Source organism: Streptomyces ambofaciens ATCC 23877 (genome assembly GCF_001267885.1).
GTDB classification, from domain to species: Bacteria; Actinomycetota; Actinomycetes; order Streptomycetales; family Streptomycetaceae; genus Streptomyces; species Streptomyces ambofaciens.
The window spans coordinates 2,356,779-2,369,423 of the sequence record NZ_CP012382.1; the positions used below are offsets into that span (position 1 = coordinate 2,356,779).

14 protein-coding genes are annotated in these 12,645 nt (G+C 74.6%); 6 read left to right on the top strand and 8 right to left on the bottom strand.

Annotated elements, in window-relative coordinates; translation table 11 throughout:
• Positions 1 to 188 precede the first annotated feature (188 nt).
• The 4 genes from SAM23877_RS10615 to SAM23877_RS10635 all read right to left on the bottom strand — a co-directional run bounded on the left by SAM23877_RS10615 (position 189) and on the right by SAM23877_RS10635 (position 3,460).
• Positions 189 to 872, bottom strand: a complete 684-nt coding sequence (locus tag SAM23877_RS10615; RefSeq protein WP_053129620.1) for a response regulator — start codon at positions 870 to 872, stop codon at positions 189 to 191.
• Positions 869 to 2,119: a sensor histidine kinase gene (locus tag SAM23877_RS10620; protein WP_053129623.1), complete on the bottom strand. Its 1,251-nt coding sequence runs from the start codon at positions 2,117 to 2,119 to the stop codon at positions 869 to 871. The genes SAM23877_RS10615 and SAM23877_RS10620 overlap by 4 nt, the downstream gene beginning before the upstream one ends.
• 244 nt (positions 2,120 to 2,363) lie before the next feature.
• Positions 2,364 to 2,648 carry a PspA-associated protein PspAA gene (pspAA, locus tag SAM23877_RS10630; RefSeq protein WP_053129635.1) on the bottom strand — a complete coding sequence of 95 codons (285 nt, stop codon included), beginning with the start codon at positions 2,646 to 2,648 and terminating at the stop codon, positions 2,364 to 2,366.
• 20 nt (positions 2,649 to 2,668) lie between these two features.
• Positions 2,669 to 3,460 carry a PspA/IM30 family protein gene (locus SAM23877_RS10635; protein ID WP_261340612.1) on the bottom strand — a complete coding sequence of 264 codons (792 nt, stop codon included), beginning with the start codon at positions 3,458 to 3,460 and terminating at the stop codon, positions 2,669 to 2,671.
• Between the two features lie 309 nt (positions 3,461 to 3,769).
• On the opposite strand from SAM23877_RS10635, the gene SAM23877_RS10640 reads away from it, so the two are divergent.
• From SAM23877_RS10640 to SAM23877_RS10650, 3 genes are all read left to right on the top strand, one after another.
• Positions 3,770 to 4,369 (top strand): DUF3043 domain-containing protein, encoded by a 600-nt coding sequence (locus SAM23877_RS10640; RefSeq protein ID WP_425314753.1) that lies wholly within the window; start codon positions 3,770 to 3,772, stop codon positions 4,367 to 4,369.
• An 83-nt stretch (positions 4,370 to 4,452) separates the two neighbouring features.
• Positions 4,453 to 5,184 carry a class I SAM-dependent methyltransferase gene (locus SAM23877_RS10645; protein ID WP_053129642.1) on the top strand — a complete coding sequence of 244 codons (732 nt, stop codon included), beginning with the start codon at positions 4,453 to 4,455 and terminating at the stop codon, positions 5,182 to 5,184.
• Positions 5,185 to 5,276: 92 nt separating this feature from the next.
• Positions 5,277 to 6,347 (top strand): S1C family serine protease, encoded by a 1,071-nt coding sequence (locus SAM23877_RS10650; protein ID WP_053129644.1) that lies wholly within the window; start codon positions 5,277 to 5,279, stop codon positions 6,345 to 6,347.
• Positions 6,348 to 6,390: 43 nt separating this feature from the next.
• Here the strand turns inward: SAM23877_RS10650 and SAM23877_RS10655 are convergent, their stop codons facing one another.
• Entirely contained in the window at positions 6,391 to 6,609 is a 219-nt protein-coding gene (locus SAM23877_RS10655; RefSeq protein WP_053129646.1) for a hypothetical protein, read from the bottom strand.
• A 183-nt stretch (positions 6,610 to 6,792) separates the two neighbouring features.
• Between SAM23877_RS10655 and SAM23877_RS10660 the strand changes: the two genes are divergently transcribed.
• Positions 6,793 to 7,992, top strand: a complete 1,200-nt coding sequence (locus tag SAM23877_RS10660) for a bifunctional adenosylcobinamide kinase/adenosylcobinamide-phosphate guanylyltransferase (RefSeq protein WP_053129649.1) — start codon at positions 6,793 to 6,795, stop codon at positions 7,990 to 7,992.
• Here SAM23877_RS10660 and SAM23877_RS10665 read toward each other — a convergent pair.
• Positions 7,981 to 8,739, bottom strand: a complete 759-nt coding sequence (locus tag SAM23877_RS10665; protein ID WP_053129651.1) for a class I SAM-dependent methyltransferase — start codon at positions 8,737 to 8,739, stop codon at positions 7,981 to 7,983. The genes SAM23877_RS10660 and SAM23877_RS10665 overlap by 12 nt on opposite strands.
• Before the next feature lie 148 nt (positions 8,740 to 8,887).
• On the opposite strand from SAM23877_RS10665, the gene cobT reads away from it, so the two are divergent.
• Positions 8,888 to 10,063 carry a nicotinate-nucleotide--dimethylbenzimidazole phosphoribosyltransferase gene (gene cobT, locus SAM23877_RS10670; RefSeq protein WP_053129653.1) on the top strand — a complete coding sequence of 392 codons (1,176 nt, stop codon included), beginning with the start codon at positions 8,888 to 8,890 and terminating at the stop codon, positions 10,061 to 10,063.
• A 130-nt stretch (positions 10,064 to 10,193) separates the two neighbouring features.
• Here the strand turns inward: cobT and SAM23877_RS10675 are convergent, their stop codons facing one another.
• Positions 10,194 to 10,946 carry a hypothetical protein gene (locus tag SAM23877_RS10675; RefSeq protein ID WP_053129656.1) on the bottom strand — a complete coding sequence of 251 codons (753 nt, stop codon included), beginning with the start codon at positions 10,944 to 10,946 and terminating at the stop codon, positions 10,194 to 10,196.
• Positions 10,947 to 11,006: 60 nt separating this feature from the next.
• Here SAM23877_RS10675 and SAM23877_RS10680 point away from each other — a divergent pair, with 60 nt between their 5' ends.
• A complete protein-coding gene (locus SAM23877_RS10680; protein WP_053129658.1) occupies positions 11,007 to 11,792 on the top strand; it encodes an adenosylcobinamide-GDP ribazoletransferase in 786 nt (261 codons plus the stop codon).
• Between the two features lie 18 nt (positions 11,793 to 11,810).
• On the opposite strand, the gene SAM23877_RS10685 is transcribed toward SAM23877_RS10680, so the two are convergent.
• On the bottom strand, positions 11,811 to 12,593 hold the full coding sequence (locus SAM23877_RS10685; RefSeq protein WP_053129660.1) for an endo alpha-1,4 polygalactosaminidase: 783 nt from the start codon (positions 12,591 to 12,593) through the stop codon (positions 11,811 to 11,813).
• Positions 12,594 to 12,645: the final 52 nt, after the last annotated feature.

Here is a 12,645-nt window from a genome sequence, read left to right on the forward strand (position 1 = left end):
GGATCAGGGTCTCTCTTCTGTGGCCGAGCGGGGGACGGAGCACATGTGAGCGCCGGACGCGGGCGTCACCGGCTCACGGGTGACCGCCCACCCCAACACCCTGGGCCATGAACGGCCCCGGTTCCCTAGGCCGCAGGTCCATTTCCTTATCCCGCGCATACTCCGGCCGCAGTACGCCCGGGCCGGGGTCACTCCACCCTCGGACGTACCAGCCCGGACTCGTACGCGATGACGACCAGCTGGGCCCGGTCGCGGGCGCCCAGCTTGGCCATGGCCCGGTTGACGTGCGTCTTCACGGTGAGCGGGCTGACCTCAAGCCGCTCGGCGATCTCGTCGTTGGAGAGTCCGCCGGCGACCTGGACCAGCACCTCGCGCTCGCGCACGGTCAGCGTCTCCAGGCGTTCGGCCCGGGCGGGGTCGCGCTCCTCGCCGGCCGTGCCCTCCTGGGCGAGGAAGCGGGCGATGAGCCCCTTGGTCGCGGCCGGGGACAGCAGCGCCTCGCCGCCGGCCGCGACCCGGATCGCGCTGAGCAGCTCCTCGGGCTCGGAGCCCTTGCCGAGGAAGCCGGAGGCACCGGCGCGCAGCGACTGCACCACGTAGTCGTCGACCTCGAAGGTGGTCAGTATGACCACGCGGACGTGCGCGAGGGAGGGATCGGCGCTGATCATGCGGGTGGCGGCGAGGCCGTCCGTGCCGGGCATCCGGATGTCCATCAGCACCACGTCGGCCCGCTGTTCGGCGGCCATCCGCGCCGCCTGGGCACCGTCGGACGCCTCCCCCACCACCTCCATGTCGGGCTCGGAGTCGACCAGCACCCTGAAGGCGCTGCGCAGCAGCGCCTGGTCGTCGGCGAGCAGGACACGGATCGTCATACGGGGTCCTCCGCGGCATCGGTGCGGTTTCTGACCGGCAGGATCGCATGGACCCGGAAACCGCCCCCGTAGCGGGGACCCGTGGTGAGGGCCCCGCCCACGGCGGCCACGCGCTCGCGCATGCCGAGCAGGCCGTGTCCGCCGCCGTCGGCGCCGGTGCCCGCCGGGGCGCCGGGGGCGCCCGGCGCGTCCCCCGCGCCGGCCCCGTCGTCGAGCACGGTGACCTCGATGTCCGGCCCCACCCTCACGACGCTGACCTCGGCCTTCGCCCGCGTCCCCGCGTGCTTCTGCACGTTGGTCAGCGCCTCCTGGATGATGCGGTAGGCGGCCAGGTCGACGGCGGCGGGCAGGTCGGTGCCCTGGTCCGCGCGGGCCACCTCGACGTGCAGCCCGGCGTGGTGGAAGGTGGCGGCCAGTTCGTCGAGGCGGTCCAGGCCGGGGGCGGGCTCGGTCGGTGCCTTCGGGTCGCCCGACTGGCGGAGCAGGCCGACGGTGGCGCGCAGTTCGTCCAGTGCGGAGCGGCTGGCCGCCCGTACGTGGGCCAGGGCCTCCTTGGCCTGGTCGGGCCGCTTGTCCATCACGTGGGCGGCGACCCCGGCCTGGACGTTGACCAGGGCGATGTGGTGGGCGACGACGTCGTGCAGGTCACGGGCGATGCGCAGCCGCTCCTCGGCGACGCGGCGGCGGGCCTCCTCCTCGCGGGTGCGCTCGGCCTTCTCGGCCCGGTCCCGGATGGCCTGCACGAAGGCGCGCCGGCTGCGCACCGCGTCCCCCGCGCTGGCGCCGATGCCGGTCCAGGCGAAGACGGCGAGGTTCTCCTGGGCGTACCAGGGCAGGGGGCCGGCCAGCATGGCGGCGCCGGTCAGCACCGTCATGGTGAGCAGGCCGGCCCGCCAGGTGGTGGGGCGGTCGGTGGAGGCGGCGACGGTGTAGAGGGCGACCACGGTGGACATGACGACCGGGGCGCGGGGGTCGCCGGTGACGCTCTCGACGACGGAGACGCAGCCGGTGACCGCGAGGACCACCAGCGGAGCACGCCGGCGGAAGACGAGCGCGGCGGCGCCCACGGCCATGAGGACCAGGCTCAGCACGTCGGGGGTCCGCAGGCCCCAGGTGACGCCCTCGGGGCTGTGCGGGTCCACGAAGGAACCGGCGACCATGCACACCAGGACGGCCGCGGCGAGGGCCGCGTCCAGGGCCGAGGGGTGGGCGCCGAGGGTGCAACGGGCGCGGGCGAAGGTGCTCACGGCCGCTCACGGTAGCCGGAGCGGGCGTGGCCGACGGCCGGGCCCGCGTGCGGCGGGAGGTGGGGGGTGCCGCCCCCGGGCCCCTGCTCCGGCCCGGACGGCCTCGTCCTCGGGGTCTGCCGGGTCCTCGAAGTACGCGGAGTCGTCGGAGTCGTCGGAGTTCTCGGGGTGGTCGAAACGGTCGAGGCGGTCGAGGCGGTCGAAGTCCTGGAACGCCGGCCGGGCCGGCAGTGGATGCCGGCCGTCACGCCCCGCCCGGAATGAGACCGTCGTCGCTCAGCAGCTCCCGGACCTCCTCCAGGGTCGCGTCCGGCGACGGGAGGATGAGGTCGGACGGCTCCAGGGAGTCGTCCGGGAGCGGCTCGCCCAGTTCGCGGACCTTGGCCAGGAGAGCCTGGAGGGTCGCGCGGAAACCGGGGCCGTCGCCGGTCTCCATCTCGGCCATCAGCTCGTCGTCCAGCTTGTTCAGCTCGGCGAGACGGCCGTCGGCCAGCGTCAGCTGTCCCTCCCCCATGATCCGTACGATCATGTCGCCCTCCTAGGCGTGGCCTACTGCTTGTCGAACCGCGGGGTGTCCTGCGGCTGCTGCTGGGACTGCTGCTGCCCCTGTCCCTGGCCGCCCTCGAGGGCCTGCCGGTCGGCGGCGGGGCCACCGGCCAGCTCGGCCTTCATCCGCTGCAGTTCCAGCTCTACATCCGTACCACCGGAGAGCCGGTCCAGCTCGGCCTGGATGTCGTCCTTGCGCATGCCGGACTGGTCGTCGAGGGCGCCGGAGGCGAGCAGTTCGTCGATGGCGCCGGCCCGGGCCTGGAGCTGGGCGGTCTTGTCCTCGGCGCGCTGGATGGCCAGGCCGACGTCGCCCATCTCCTCGGAGATGCCGGAGAACGCCTCACCGATGCGGGTCTGCGCCTGGGCGGCGGTGTAGGTGGCCTTGATGGTCTCCTTCTTCGTACGGAAGGCGTCCACCTTGGCCTGGAGGCGCTGGGCCGCGAGGGTGAGCTTCTCCTCCTCGCCCTGGAGGGTGGCGTGCTGCGTCTCCAGGTCGGTGACCTGCTGCTGGAGCGCGGCGCGCCGGGAGAGCGCCTCGCGGGCGAGGTCCTCGCGGCCCAGCGCCAGCGCCTTGCGGCCCTGGTCCTCCAGCTTGGACGACTGGGACTGGAGCTGGTTGAGCTGGAGCTCCAGGCGCTTGCGGCTGGTCGCCACGTCGGCGACGCCGCGGCGCACCTTCTGCAGCAGCTCCAGCTGTTTCTGGTACGAGTAATCGAGGGTCTCGCGCGGGTCCTCGGCCCGGTCAAGGGCCTTGTTGGCCTTCGCGCGGAAGATCATCCCCATACGCTTCATGACACCGCTCATGGGCTTCGCGCGCCCCCTTCTGACCGACTCCAGCTCCAGCACCTGCGACAGAACCCACAGTACGGGCCCTGCATCCATTACCGCACTGTTCGGGGACGGATGCGCTCATCCCCAAGGACGACTGCGTACCCTCCCGGTCCGGCGTAGGGAGTAGGTGCTCCCCGGGGTTGTCCGGAATGACCCGGTGTCCGGGGCGGTACACAACGTCCCCTCTGTCCCCTTACAGACGACCGGCGTTGCCGGATCGTTCCCCACCGGGCTGGGTCCACGCCTGCGCACCCCGTACCCTTGGGTTTTGTGTTCCGTAGCCGTGCCAAGGATGAGAAGGCCCAGAGCGCCGTCAGCGCGCCGGTGACCGACTCCAATCAGCCCCGCGACCCGCAGGCCCCGAAGGGCAGGCCGACGCCCAAGCGCAGTGCGGCCCAGTCCCAGCGCCGCAGCGTCGCCCAAACGCCGATGACGCGCAAGGACGCCGCCAAGCGCCAGCGTGAGGAACGCCGGACCGCGATGGCGCGGCAGCGCGAAGCCCTGGCCAAGGGCGACGAGCGGTACCTGCCGGCCCGCGACAAGGGTCCGGTCCGCAAGTTCGCGCGCGACTTCATCGACTCGCGGTTCAACGTCGCGGAGTACTTCCTGCCGATGGCGGTGGTCATCCTCGTGCTGAGCATGATCCGGGTCGCCTCGCTGCAGAACGTCGCGCTGCTGTTGTGGCTGGTCGTGATCGTGCTGATCGTGCTGGACTCGATCGTCACCGGCTTCCGGCTGAAGAAGCGGCTCGCCGAGCGCTTCCCCGACGACCGCAAGCGCGGCGCGGTCGCCTACGCCCTGATGCGCTCCCTCCAGATGCGCCGGCTCCGGCTGCCCAAGCCCCAGGTCAAGCGCGGGGAGCGGCCCTGAGCACGACGCCGTTCGCCGGCGGCGCCGCCGACGCCTGGCTCGGCAGCCTGGGCGGTCTGCGGGACGTCGTACGGCAGGAGCTGGTGGCCCGGCAGCTCGACGAGCAGATAGCCGGCCGCTTCCCGGTCGGCAGGCGGCTGCGGGTGCTCGACGTCGGCATGGGCCGGGGCGCCCAGTCGCTGCGGCTGGCACGGGCCGGGCACCAGGTGACCGGCCTGGAGCGGGACGCCGTGATGATCGCCGCGGCACGCGAGGCCCTGGCCGGTCAGCCCGAGGGCATCCGGGAGCGGATGCGGATCATCGAGGGCGACGGCCGGGACACCGGCGTGCACTTCCTGCCGGGCAGCTTCGACGTGGTGCTGTGCCACGGCGTGCTCATGTACGTCGAGGAGCCCGACCCGCTGCTCGCGGGGCTGGCCCGGATGCTCGCCCCGGGCGGCCTGCTGTCGCTCCTGGCACGCAACGGCGACGCGCTCGCCATGCGCCCCGGCCTGTTCGGCGAGTGGTCGGGCGCGCTGGCCGCCTTCGACACCGGCCACCTGCTGCCCCGGTCCCGGACCGAGTCGGACGGGGTGGCGCCCGCCCGCCCGGGCGTCCGCGCGGACCGGCTGGCGACGCTGACGGCGAAGCTCGCGGGCATCGGCGCCCCGCTGCACACCTGGTACGGCGTCCGGGTCTTCACGGACACGGCGCCCGACGGCGCCCCGGTCCCGGACGATCTCGACACGCTGCTGGCCGTCGAGGACCGGGCGGGCCGGACCGACCCGTACCGCGGCGTCGCGGCACTGCTGCACCTGTGCGGGGTGCGGGGCTAGCTCCGACGCTCTCCGTCGTCGCGCGGCGGGCCCGGCGCCCGTTCGGGCGTTCACCGGGAGCCGGTGGTCCGGCGCGCGGTGAGACTCGGGGCATGGACGCTTCCCGTACCCGTGCGCCACGGCTGTTCGGCCCGGCCGCCGCGGTGGCCTGCTCCCTGCTGTTCGTCGCCGGCTGCTCCGGTCCGGGCGCCGGTGCGGGGCGGGAGGGCGACACGGCACAGGCCGCCGCGCCGCTCGCGGCCAACGCTCTGCAGAGCGACTACCAGCGGGTGATCAACGACGTGCTCCCGTCGGTCGTGCAGATCCAGGCGGGCGACTCCCTGGGGTCCGGGGTCGTGTACGACGGCAAGGGACACGTCGTCACGAACGCGCACGTGGTCGGGGACAACAGGTCCTTCCGGGTGACGACCGCCCGGACCGAGGACACCCTCGCCGCCGAGCTGGTCTCCTCCTACCCCGAGCAGGACCTCGCCGTCATCAGGCTGGACCGGGTGCCCGACGGCGTCAAGGCGGCCCGCTTCGGGGACTCCGCGAAGGTCGAGGCCGGGCAGATCGTGCTGGCCATGGGCTCGCCGCTCGGCCTGTCCTCCAGCGTGACGCAGGGGATCGTGTCGGGGACCGGACGGACCGTCACCGAGGGCCGGTCCGGCGGCGGTACGGGCGCGACCATCGGCAACATGGTGCAGACGTCCGCCGCCATCAATCCCGGCAACAGCGGTGGCGCCCTGGTGAACCTCGACGGCCAGGTCGTCGGCATCCCGACGCTCGCCGCCACCGACCCGGGCCTCGGCGACAGCGCGGCGCCCGGTATCGGGTTCGCCATCCCGGCGTCGATGGTGCGGACGGTCGCCGACCAGATCGTCGCGGACGGGCGGGTGACCGACTCGGGCCGGGCCGCGCTCGGGGTCACCGCCCGTACGGTCGTCGACGACGCCAACCGGCCCGCGGGCGTGGCCGTCGTCGAGGTGAGTGACGGCGGAGCGGCCGACGAGGCGGGGCTTCGCCCCGGGGACGTCATCGTCCGGCTCGGCGACACGGACATCACCACGATCACCTCGCTGGCCGAGGCGCTGGCGTCGATGCGGCCGGGCGACCGGGTGAAGGTGACGTACACCCGCGACGGCGACGAGCGCACCGCCGAGGTGACGCTGGGCGAGCAGTGACGGGAGCGGGGCCGGTCCGGTCGTGCCCGGCCCCGCCGGCCCGTCAGGCCTCGGCGTCCTCCGCGTGCAGACTCATCGGGCCGTAGATCTCGGTGGAGTCCTCGAACAGCCGAACCTGGTCGGTGCCGCCCTCCTTGAGGTCCTTCCAGTACTCACCGATCCAGGACTCGGCGTCCCCTTGCGTGGTGAACTCCTCGGGCTGCACCGCGGGCTGGACCTCCGTCCCGCCGGCCGTCTCGAACCGCCACGTCCATGCCGCCATGTACGCCTCCAAGATGTGAGCACATGCAGAGCGGAAGCCGGATCTTGGTCCGGCCTCCGCCCGCAGCCTATGCGGTGAGCCGGGCGCGCCGCGGGCGACCCGGGGACACAGGCCGGGGCGGCCCGCGCTCCTCAGGGGGGTCTCGGGCGCGCACGTCGCCGGGTCACCGGGGAAAATCGGTGCGTGGACGTGACTCTGCTCGGCACCGGTGCCCCCGCGGGACTGCCCCGCCCCGACTGTCCCTGCGCGGCGTGTGCCGCGGCGCAGGGCGAGAACGCGCGCGCGGCGACCTCGCTGCTGGTGGACGGGGCGATGCTGCTCGACCTGACGCCGGGCGCCGCGTTCGCCGCCGCGCGTGCCGGGCACTCCCTGACCGGCGTACGGCAGGTGCTGCTGTCGCACCCGCACGACGGGCCCGCCGTGGAGGTGCCGGCGGGGCTGCCGCAGCCGGGTCGGGTGCCGGACGGGCGGGAGCTGGCGCTGCTGACCGGGCACCGGGTGCGGGCGGTGGCGATGGACTCGCCGGGCACCGGGTACGCGGTGACCGGCCCCGACGGACAGCGGCTGCTGTACCTGCCGCCGGGCGGGGCGCCGGCCGGTCTGGAGGAGTCCGCCGAGTCCTACGACATGGTCCTCGCGGACGTCGTGGGGCGGCCGGACGCGCTGGCCAGGCTGCGGGCGGCGGGCGCCGCGGGACCGACGACGGACGTGGTCGCCGTCCACCTGGACCACGACGTGCCGCCGGGCCGGGAACTGGCGCGGCGGCTCGCGGCGGCCGGGGCGCGGGCCGTGCCGGACGGGACGACGCTGGCGGTGGGCGCCTACGAGGACGTGCCCGACGTGCCGCGGCGCACCCTGGTCCTGGGCGGTGCCCGGTCGGGGAAGTCGGTGGAGGCGGAGCGGCGCCTGGAAGCCTTCCCGGACGTGCTCTACGTGGCGACCGGGGGTTCCCGCAACGGGGACACCGAGTGGGCGGCGCGGGTCTGCGCGCACCGCGAGCGGCGGCCGGGGTCCTGGCGGACCGTCGAGACGTGCGACCTGGTGCCGCTGCTGAAGGACGACGGTCCGGCGCTGCTCGTGGACTGCCTGTCCCTGTGGCTGACGGACGCGATGGACGCCGTCGGGGCGTGGGACGACGCGGAGTGGGCCGACGGCGGCGAACGGGCCCTCAGGGACCGGGTGCACGAGCTGACGGAGGCGGTCCGCGCCACCCGCCGCACGGTCGTCGCGGTGTCGAACGAGGTCGGCTCGGGCATCGTCCCGGCCACCGCGTCGGGACGCCGCTACCGGGACGAACTCGGGCGGCTGAACGCGGCCTTCGCGGCCGAGTGCGAGCAGGTGCTGCTGGTGGTGGCGGGCCAGGCGCTGGTGCTACGGGGCTGAGGCGTCCTTGCGCGCGATGACCCGGTGGGCCCGGGCGCCGGTGAGCACCGTGCAGCCCCGGGCCGCCAGTTCGGCGCGCAGGTCCGCCGGGTGCGGGGCACCGGGCGGGAGGGCGAGCAGCCGGCGCGGGTCCGTCACGTCGACGAGCAGATGGCCGCCGGGGCGGAGCACGTGGAGGGCGGCGCGCAGTTCGGCGCGCGGGTCCGGGACGCGTTCCAGCTGCTGGAAGAGGCTCACCACGTCGTAGCGGGCCCGCAGGCGGGCCGCGATGTGCGGGTCCGTCAGACGGCCGACGAACGCCTCCTCGACGCGCTCGACCGCGCGGGCGCGCAGGACGCGGTGGGTGGGGTCCAGGCCGTCGAAGGACGTGTACGGGAAGTGGGCGCGCGCGGCGTGCGGGAAGTCGGCGTCGCCGGTGCCCACGTCGAGCCAGCTCTCCGGCTCGGGGCAGCGGCGGAGCAGTGCCCGGGCGGCCAGGCCGTGGCGCAGCCGCACGCCGGCCCGGACCAGCGGGTGGTCCGGGCGGCCGGCCGCGAGTGCGGGGTTGTGGAAGGTGTGCCGGCAGTCCCGGCACCGGTCGAGGACGGACCGGCCGGGCGCGGCCCGCCGGGGGTCCGCGCCGCGGGTGCGGGTGCGCAGCCGCCGCGAGCCGCACCAGGGGCAGTCCCCGCGGTGCGGCCCGTACCGGGGCACGGGCGGCACCAGGGGCACGGGGGGCGGCGTCGAGGGGACGGGGGGTGCGGACACGGGCGGCTCCCGACGCGAGAGAGGGACGTACGACAAACCAGGCAAAACGTTACGTAGGTGATCGCGATCCGGAGCGCAACGACGCCGCCCGGGCGCGGTGCGGACAGGCCCGCCGTGGTGTTCGACCGGGGCCGGTACTGTTCGGCGAATGAGCTCGCTGAATCTCGACGACTTCACCGATCTGATCGAGCGGCCCGACGGCGGGGTGCGCCGCGACGCCGAGGCACGCCGGGAGCGTCAGGTCGTCCCGCCCGGATCGCTGGGCCGCCTGGACGAACTGGGCGAGTGGCTGGCCGCGGCGCAGTCCGCCGTACCGGTGCGGCCGGTCGACCGGCCCCGGGTGGTGCTCTTCGCCGGTGACCACAGGATCGCCGAGCTGGGCGTCTCGGCGCGGCCCGCGGGCGGTGCGGGTGAGCTGGTGCGCGAGGTGCTGGAGGGCGGCCGGCCCGTGTCCGTGCTCGCCCGGCGGCTGGGTGTGCCGGTGCGGGTCGTCGACATGGCCCTGGACTGCGACCCGCAGACGCTCCCGGCCGAGGTCGTACGGCATCGGGTGCGGCGCGGCGGCGGGCGCATCGACGTCGAGGACGCGCTGACCCCCGAGGAGGCGGAGGCCGCTTTCCGGGCCGGGATGGCGGTGGCCGACGAGGAGGCCGACTCCGGCACGGATCTCGTGGTGCTCGGCGACGTGAGCGTGGGCGGGACCACGGCGGCGGGCGTGCTGGTGGCCGCGCTGTGCGGGACCGACGCGTCGGTGGTCACCGGGCGGGGCGGGCTGGCCATCGACGACCTGGCCTGGATGCGCAAGTGCGCGGCGACCCGCGACGCGCTGCGCCGGGCCCGGCCGGTGCTCGGGGACCAGTTGCGGTTGCTCGCGACGGTGGGCGGCGCGGACCTCGCCGCGATGACGGGGTTCCTGCTGCAGAGCGCGGTGCGCAAGATGCCGGTGATCCTGGACGGCGTCGTGACGGCCGCGTGCGCGCTGGTCGGGCAGCGGGTCGCCTTCCGGGCCCCCGACTGGTGGCTGGCCGCGCACGACAGCGGGGAGCCGGGCCAGGCCAAGGCGCTGGACCGGATGGCCCTGGAGCCGCTGCTCACCCAGGGCGTGACCGTCGGGGAGGGCGCGGGCGGCCTGCTGGCCCTCCCCCTGGTCCAGGCCGCGGCGGCACTGGCCGCGGAACTGCCGGAGCGGCCGAAGGCGTCGGAGAGGTCCGAAGGCTCCGTGGACTCCGCGGGTTCCGAGAACTCCGAGAACTCCGAGGACTCCGAGGACTCCGAGGACTCCGAGGACTCCGAGAACACGGACTCCGCCGAGGAGAAGGCGTAACGGCACGACGCGGGAGCGACGCGGACCGTCGGCCGCCCGCGGCGGGAAGCGGCCGTGACGGGGGGTGTCCGCCCGCGGCGGTCGGCGCGTCCGCCCGCCGTGGACCCCGCACCCGCGCCCGCGGGTGCCGTCACCGCCGGTCCGGCACCGGGTCCGGGCGTCCCCCGATCCAGTCCTGGACGGCGCGGCTGGGACCGGCCCAGCGGCGGTCGTGGCGGTAGGCGCGCAGCCGGGACTTGGCGCGGGCGCGCGGACGGCTGCCGTAGAAGCGGCGGGCCCACGCGGAGCCGGGCCGGGCCAGACGGACCGCGCCGACCAGCGCGACGAGGGGGACGATCACGCCGAAGAGCGCGAGGCGGCCCTTGCCCTTGGCGAGGGCGAGGAGCGAGAAGAAGAAGTTCCCGGCGACGGTCGCGATGACGTTGGCCCGGTCCTGTCTCTCGTCCGGGGACAGACCGTCGACGCCGAACGGCGTGAACCCGGCGAGCACCAGCCCGACCAGGGCCGCGGTGACCACCACGACCTCCACGCTCTTGCGGCCGGCCTCGGTCCAGTACACGTCGTCGAGGTGCAGGATGAGCGCGAACTCGTCCAGGACGAGCCCCGCCCCGACGCCGAAGACCACCGCGGCCACGGCGGAGCCGAAGCCGTGCCGGCCCCCCGCAACCGCGGCGAACCCGCCGACGACGGTGAGGACGATCCCCGGGACGACGTGGTGGATGTGCACCCCGCCCGCCCGGACGTTGCCGAAGGGGCCCTTGCCGGCCCGGATGAGGCGGGTGACGACCCGGGTGATCACGAACGTCAGGACGAAGGCCCCCAGGGCGAGGAGCAGCGGCAGCTTGCCCGGTTCCATGATGTTGCGCTGCCACCAATCTCCCATATGCGCACTTTATCCCCACGGGCCGTCGGTGCCCTGGTGACCGCCGGGTAGTCTGCGCCGGTGCTCAGGACGCCCCTCTCCCCCGACGGTCTCCGCTTCGCCTTCGGCACGCTCACCGTGTTCCCGGTCGAGGTGACCCGCTGGGACCGCGAGGCCGCACGCGGCGGCATGCTGTGCGCGCCGCTGGCCGGACTGGCCGTCGGCCTCGCCGCCGCGGCCGCCGGGCTGCTGCTGCTGTTCCTGGGCGCGGGCAGCCTGCTCGCCGCCGTCGCCACGGCCGCCGTACCCGCCGTGCTCACGCGCGGGCTGCATCTGGACGGGCTGGCCGACACCGCGGACGGACTGGGCAGCGGGAAGCCCGCCGAGGACGCGCTGCGGATCATGAAGCAGTCGGACATCGGGCCGTTCGGCGTGCTCGCCCTCGTGTTCGTGCTGTTCGCCCAGGTGGCCGCGCTGGCGCAGGCCTACGACGGCTCCTGGGCCCGGGGGGCGCTCGCCGCCGTGGTCTCGGCGACGGCCGCCCGGCTGGCGCTGACGCTCGCCGCCCGGGCCGGGGTGCCGGCCGCGCGCCCGGAGGGGCTCGGCGCGGCGGTCGCCGGGGTGGTCCCGGTGGGAGCCGCGCTGGCGACCGCCGCCGTCGTCACGGCGGCCGGCGCGGTGGCGGGCGCCTTCGGCGGGCCGTACGACGCGGTCCGTACGGCACTCGCCGTGCTGTGCGCCGCCGCCGCCGCGGAACTGCTGCTGCGGCACTGCGTCCGCCGGTTCGGCGGCGTCACCGGTGACGTCTTCGGCGGGGTCGCGGAGACGGCGGCCACCGCCTCGCTGGTCGTGCTGGTCCTCGGCTGATCCCCCGCACGGGCGGCCTCAGCAGGCCTCCCGCTCCGCCCCCAGCTCGTACTCCTTCAGCATCGAACTCAGCCGCAGCTCGCGGGACTCGGCGCAGAAGCGCTCCGTCGGCAGCTCGTACTCGACGTGGAAGACGGCCTTGTCCGCGTCGATGAACGGCTTGTTGTCGGCGCACTCGCCGTACTGGGCGCACTGCTCGTTGACCGCGAAGTCGAAGTCGTCCACCAGTTCCGGGATCTGGTCCAGGTCGTTCTTCAGGCCGACGGCCATGCCGCGGTCGTGGGCGAGTCGGGCGATCAGCCGGTTGTAGCGGAGCTGGTCGTCGGCGGTGAGCGGGAAGCCGGTCTCGTTCCTGTAGCCGTCCATGTTGTCCGGCTCGACGGCGTCGAAGCCCTTCTCGCGGCACATGTCGATGCGTTCGGCCATCAGCGGTTCCAGGACGTCCGTGGCACGGATGTCCAGCCAGCGCTCGCCCTCCCACCCGTTGCCTTCGCCCAGCACCGCCTCGGGGAACTTCGCCGCGTCGGGGCGGAAGTCCTCCCAGGCGCCGGTGGACAGGTAGCAGATGACCTTGCGCCCGTCCTCGTGCAGTGCGGCCACGGTGGAACCGGGGTGGTCGAAGCCGTCGATGTCGTAGACCGGGACGTCGACGGAGGTGTCGAGCCTGCCGCTGAGCTGCCACTGCCAGGCGGTGCCGGGCCGCGGCTGCCAGTGGCCGGCGGCTTCCCGCCCGTCGCCCGGGGACGCGGAGCAGCCGGCGAGCAGCAGGAGGAGGGCTATCGACAGGACCGGGCGTCTCACGGGGGTGCTCCAGGGTGTGGGTGGCGCGGTGGCGTACCCCAGGAATGATCTC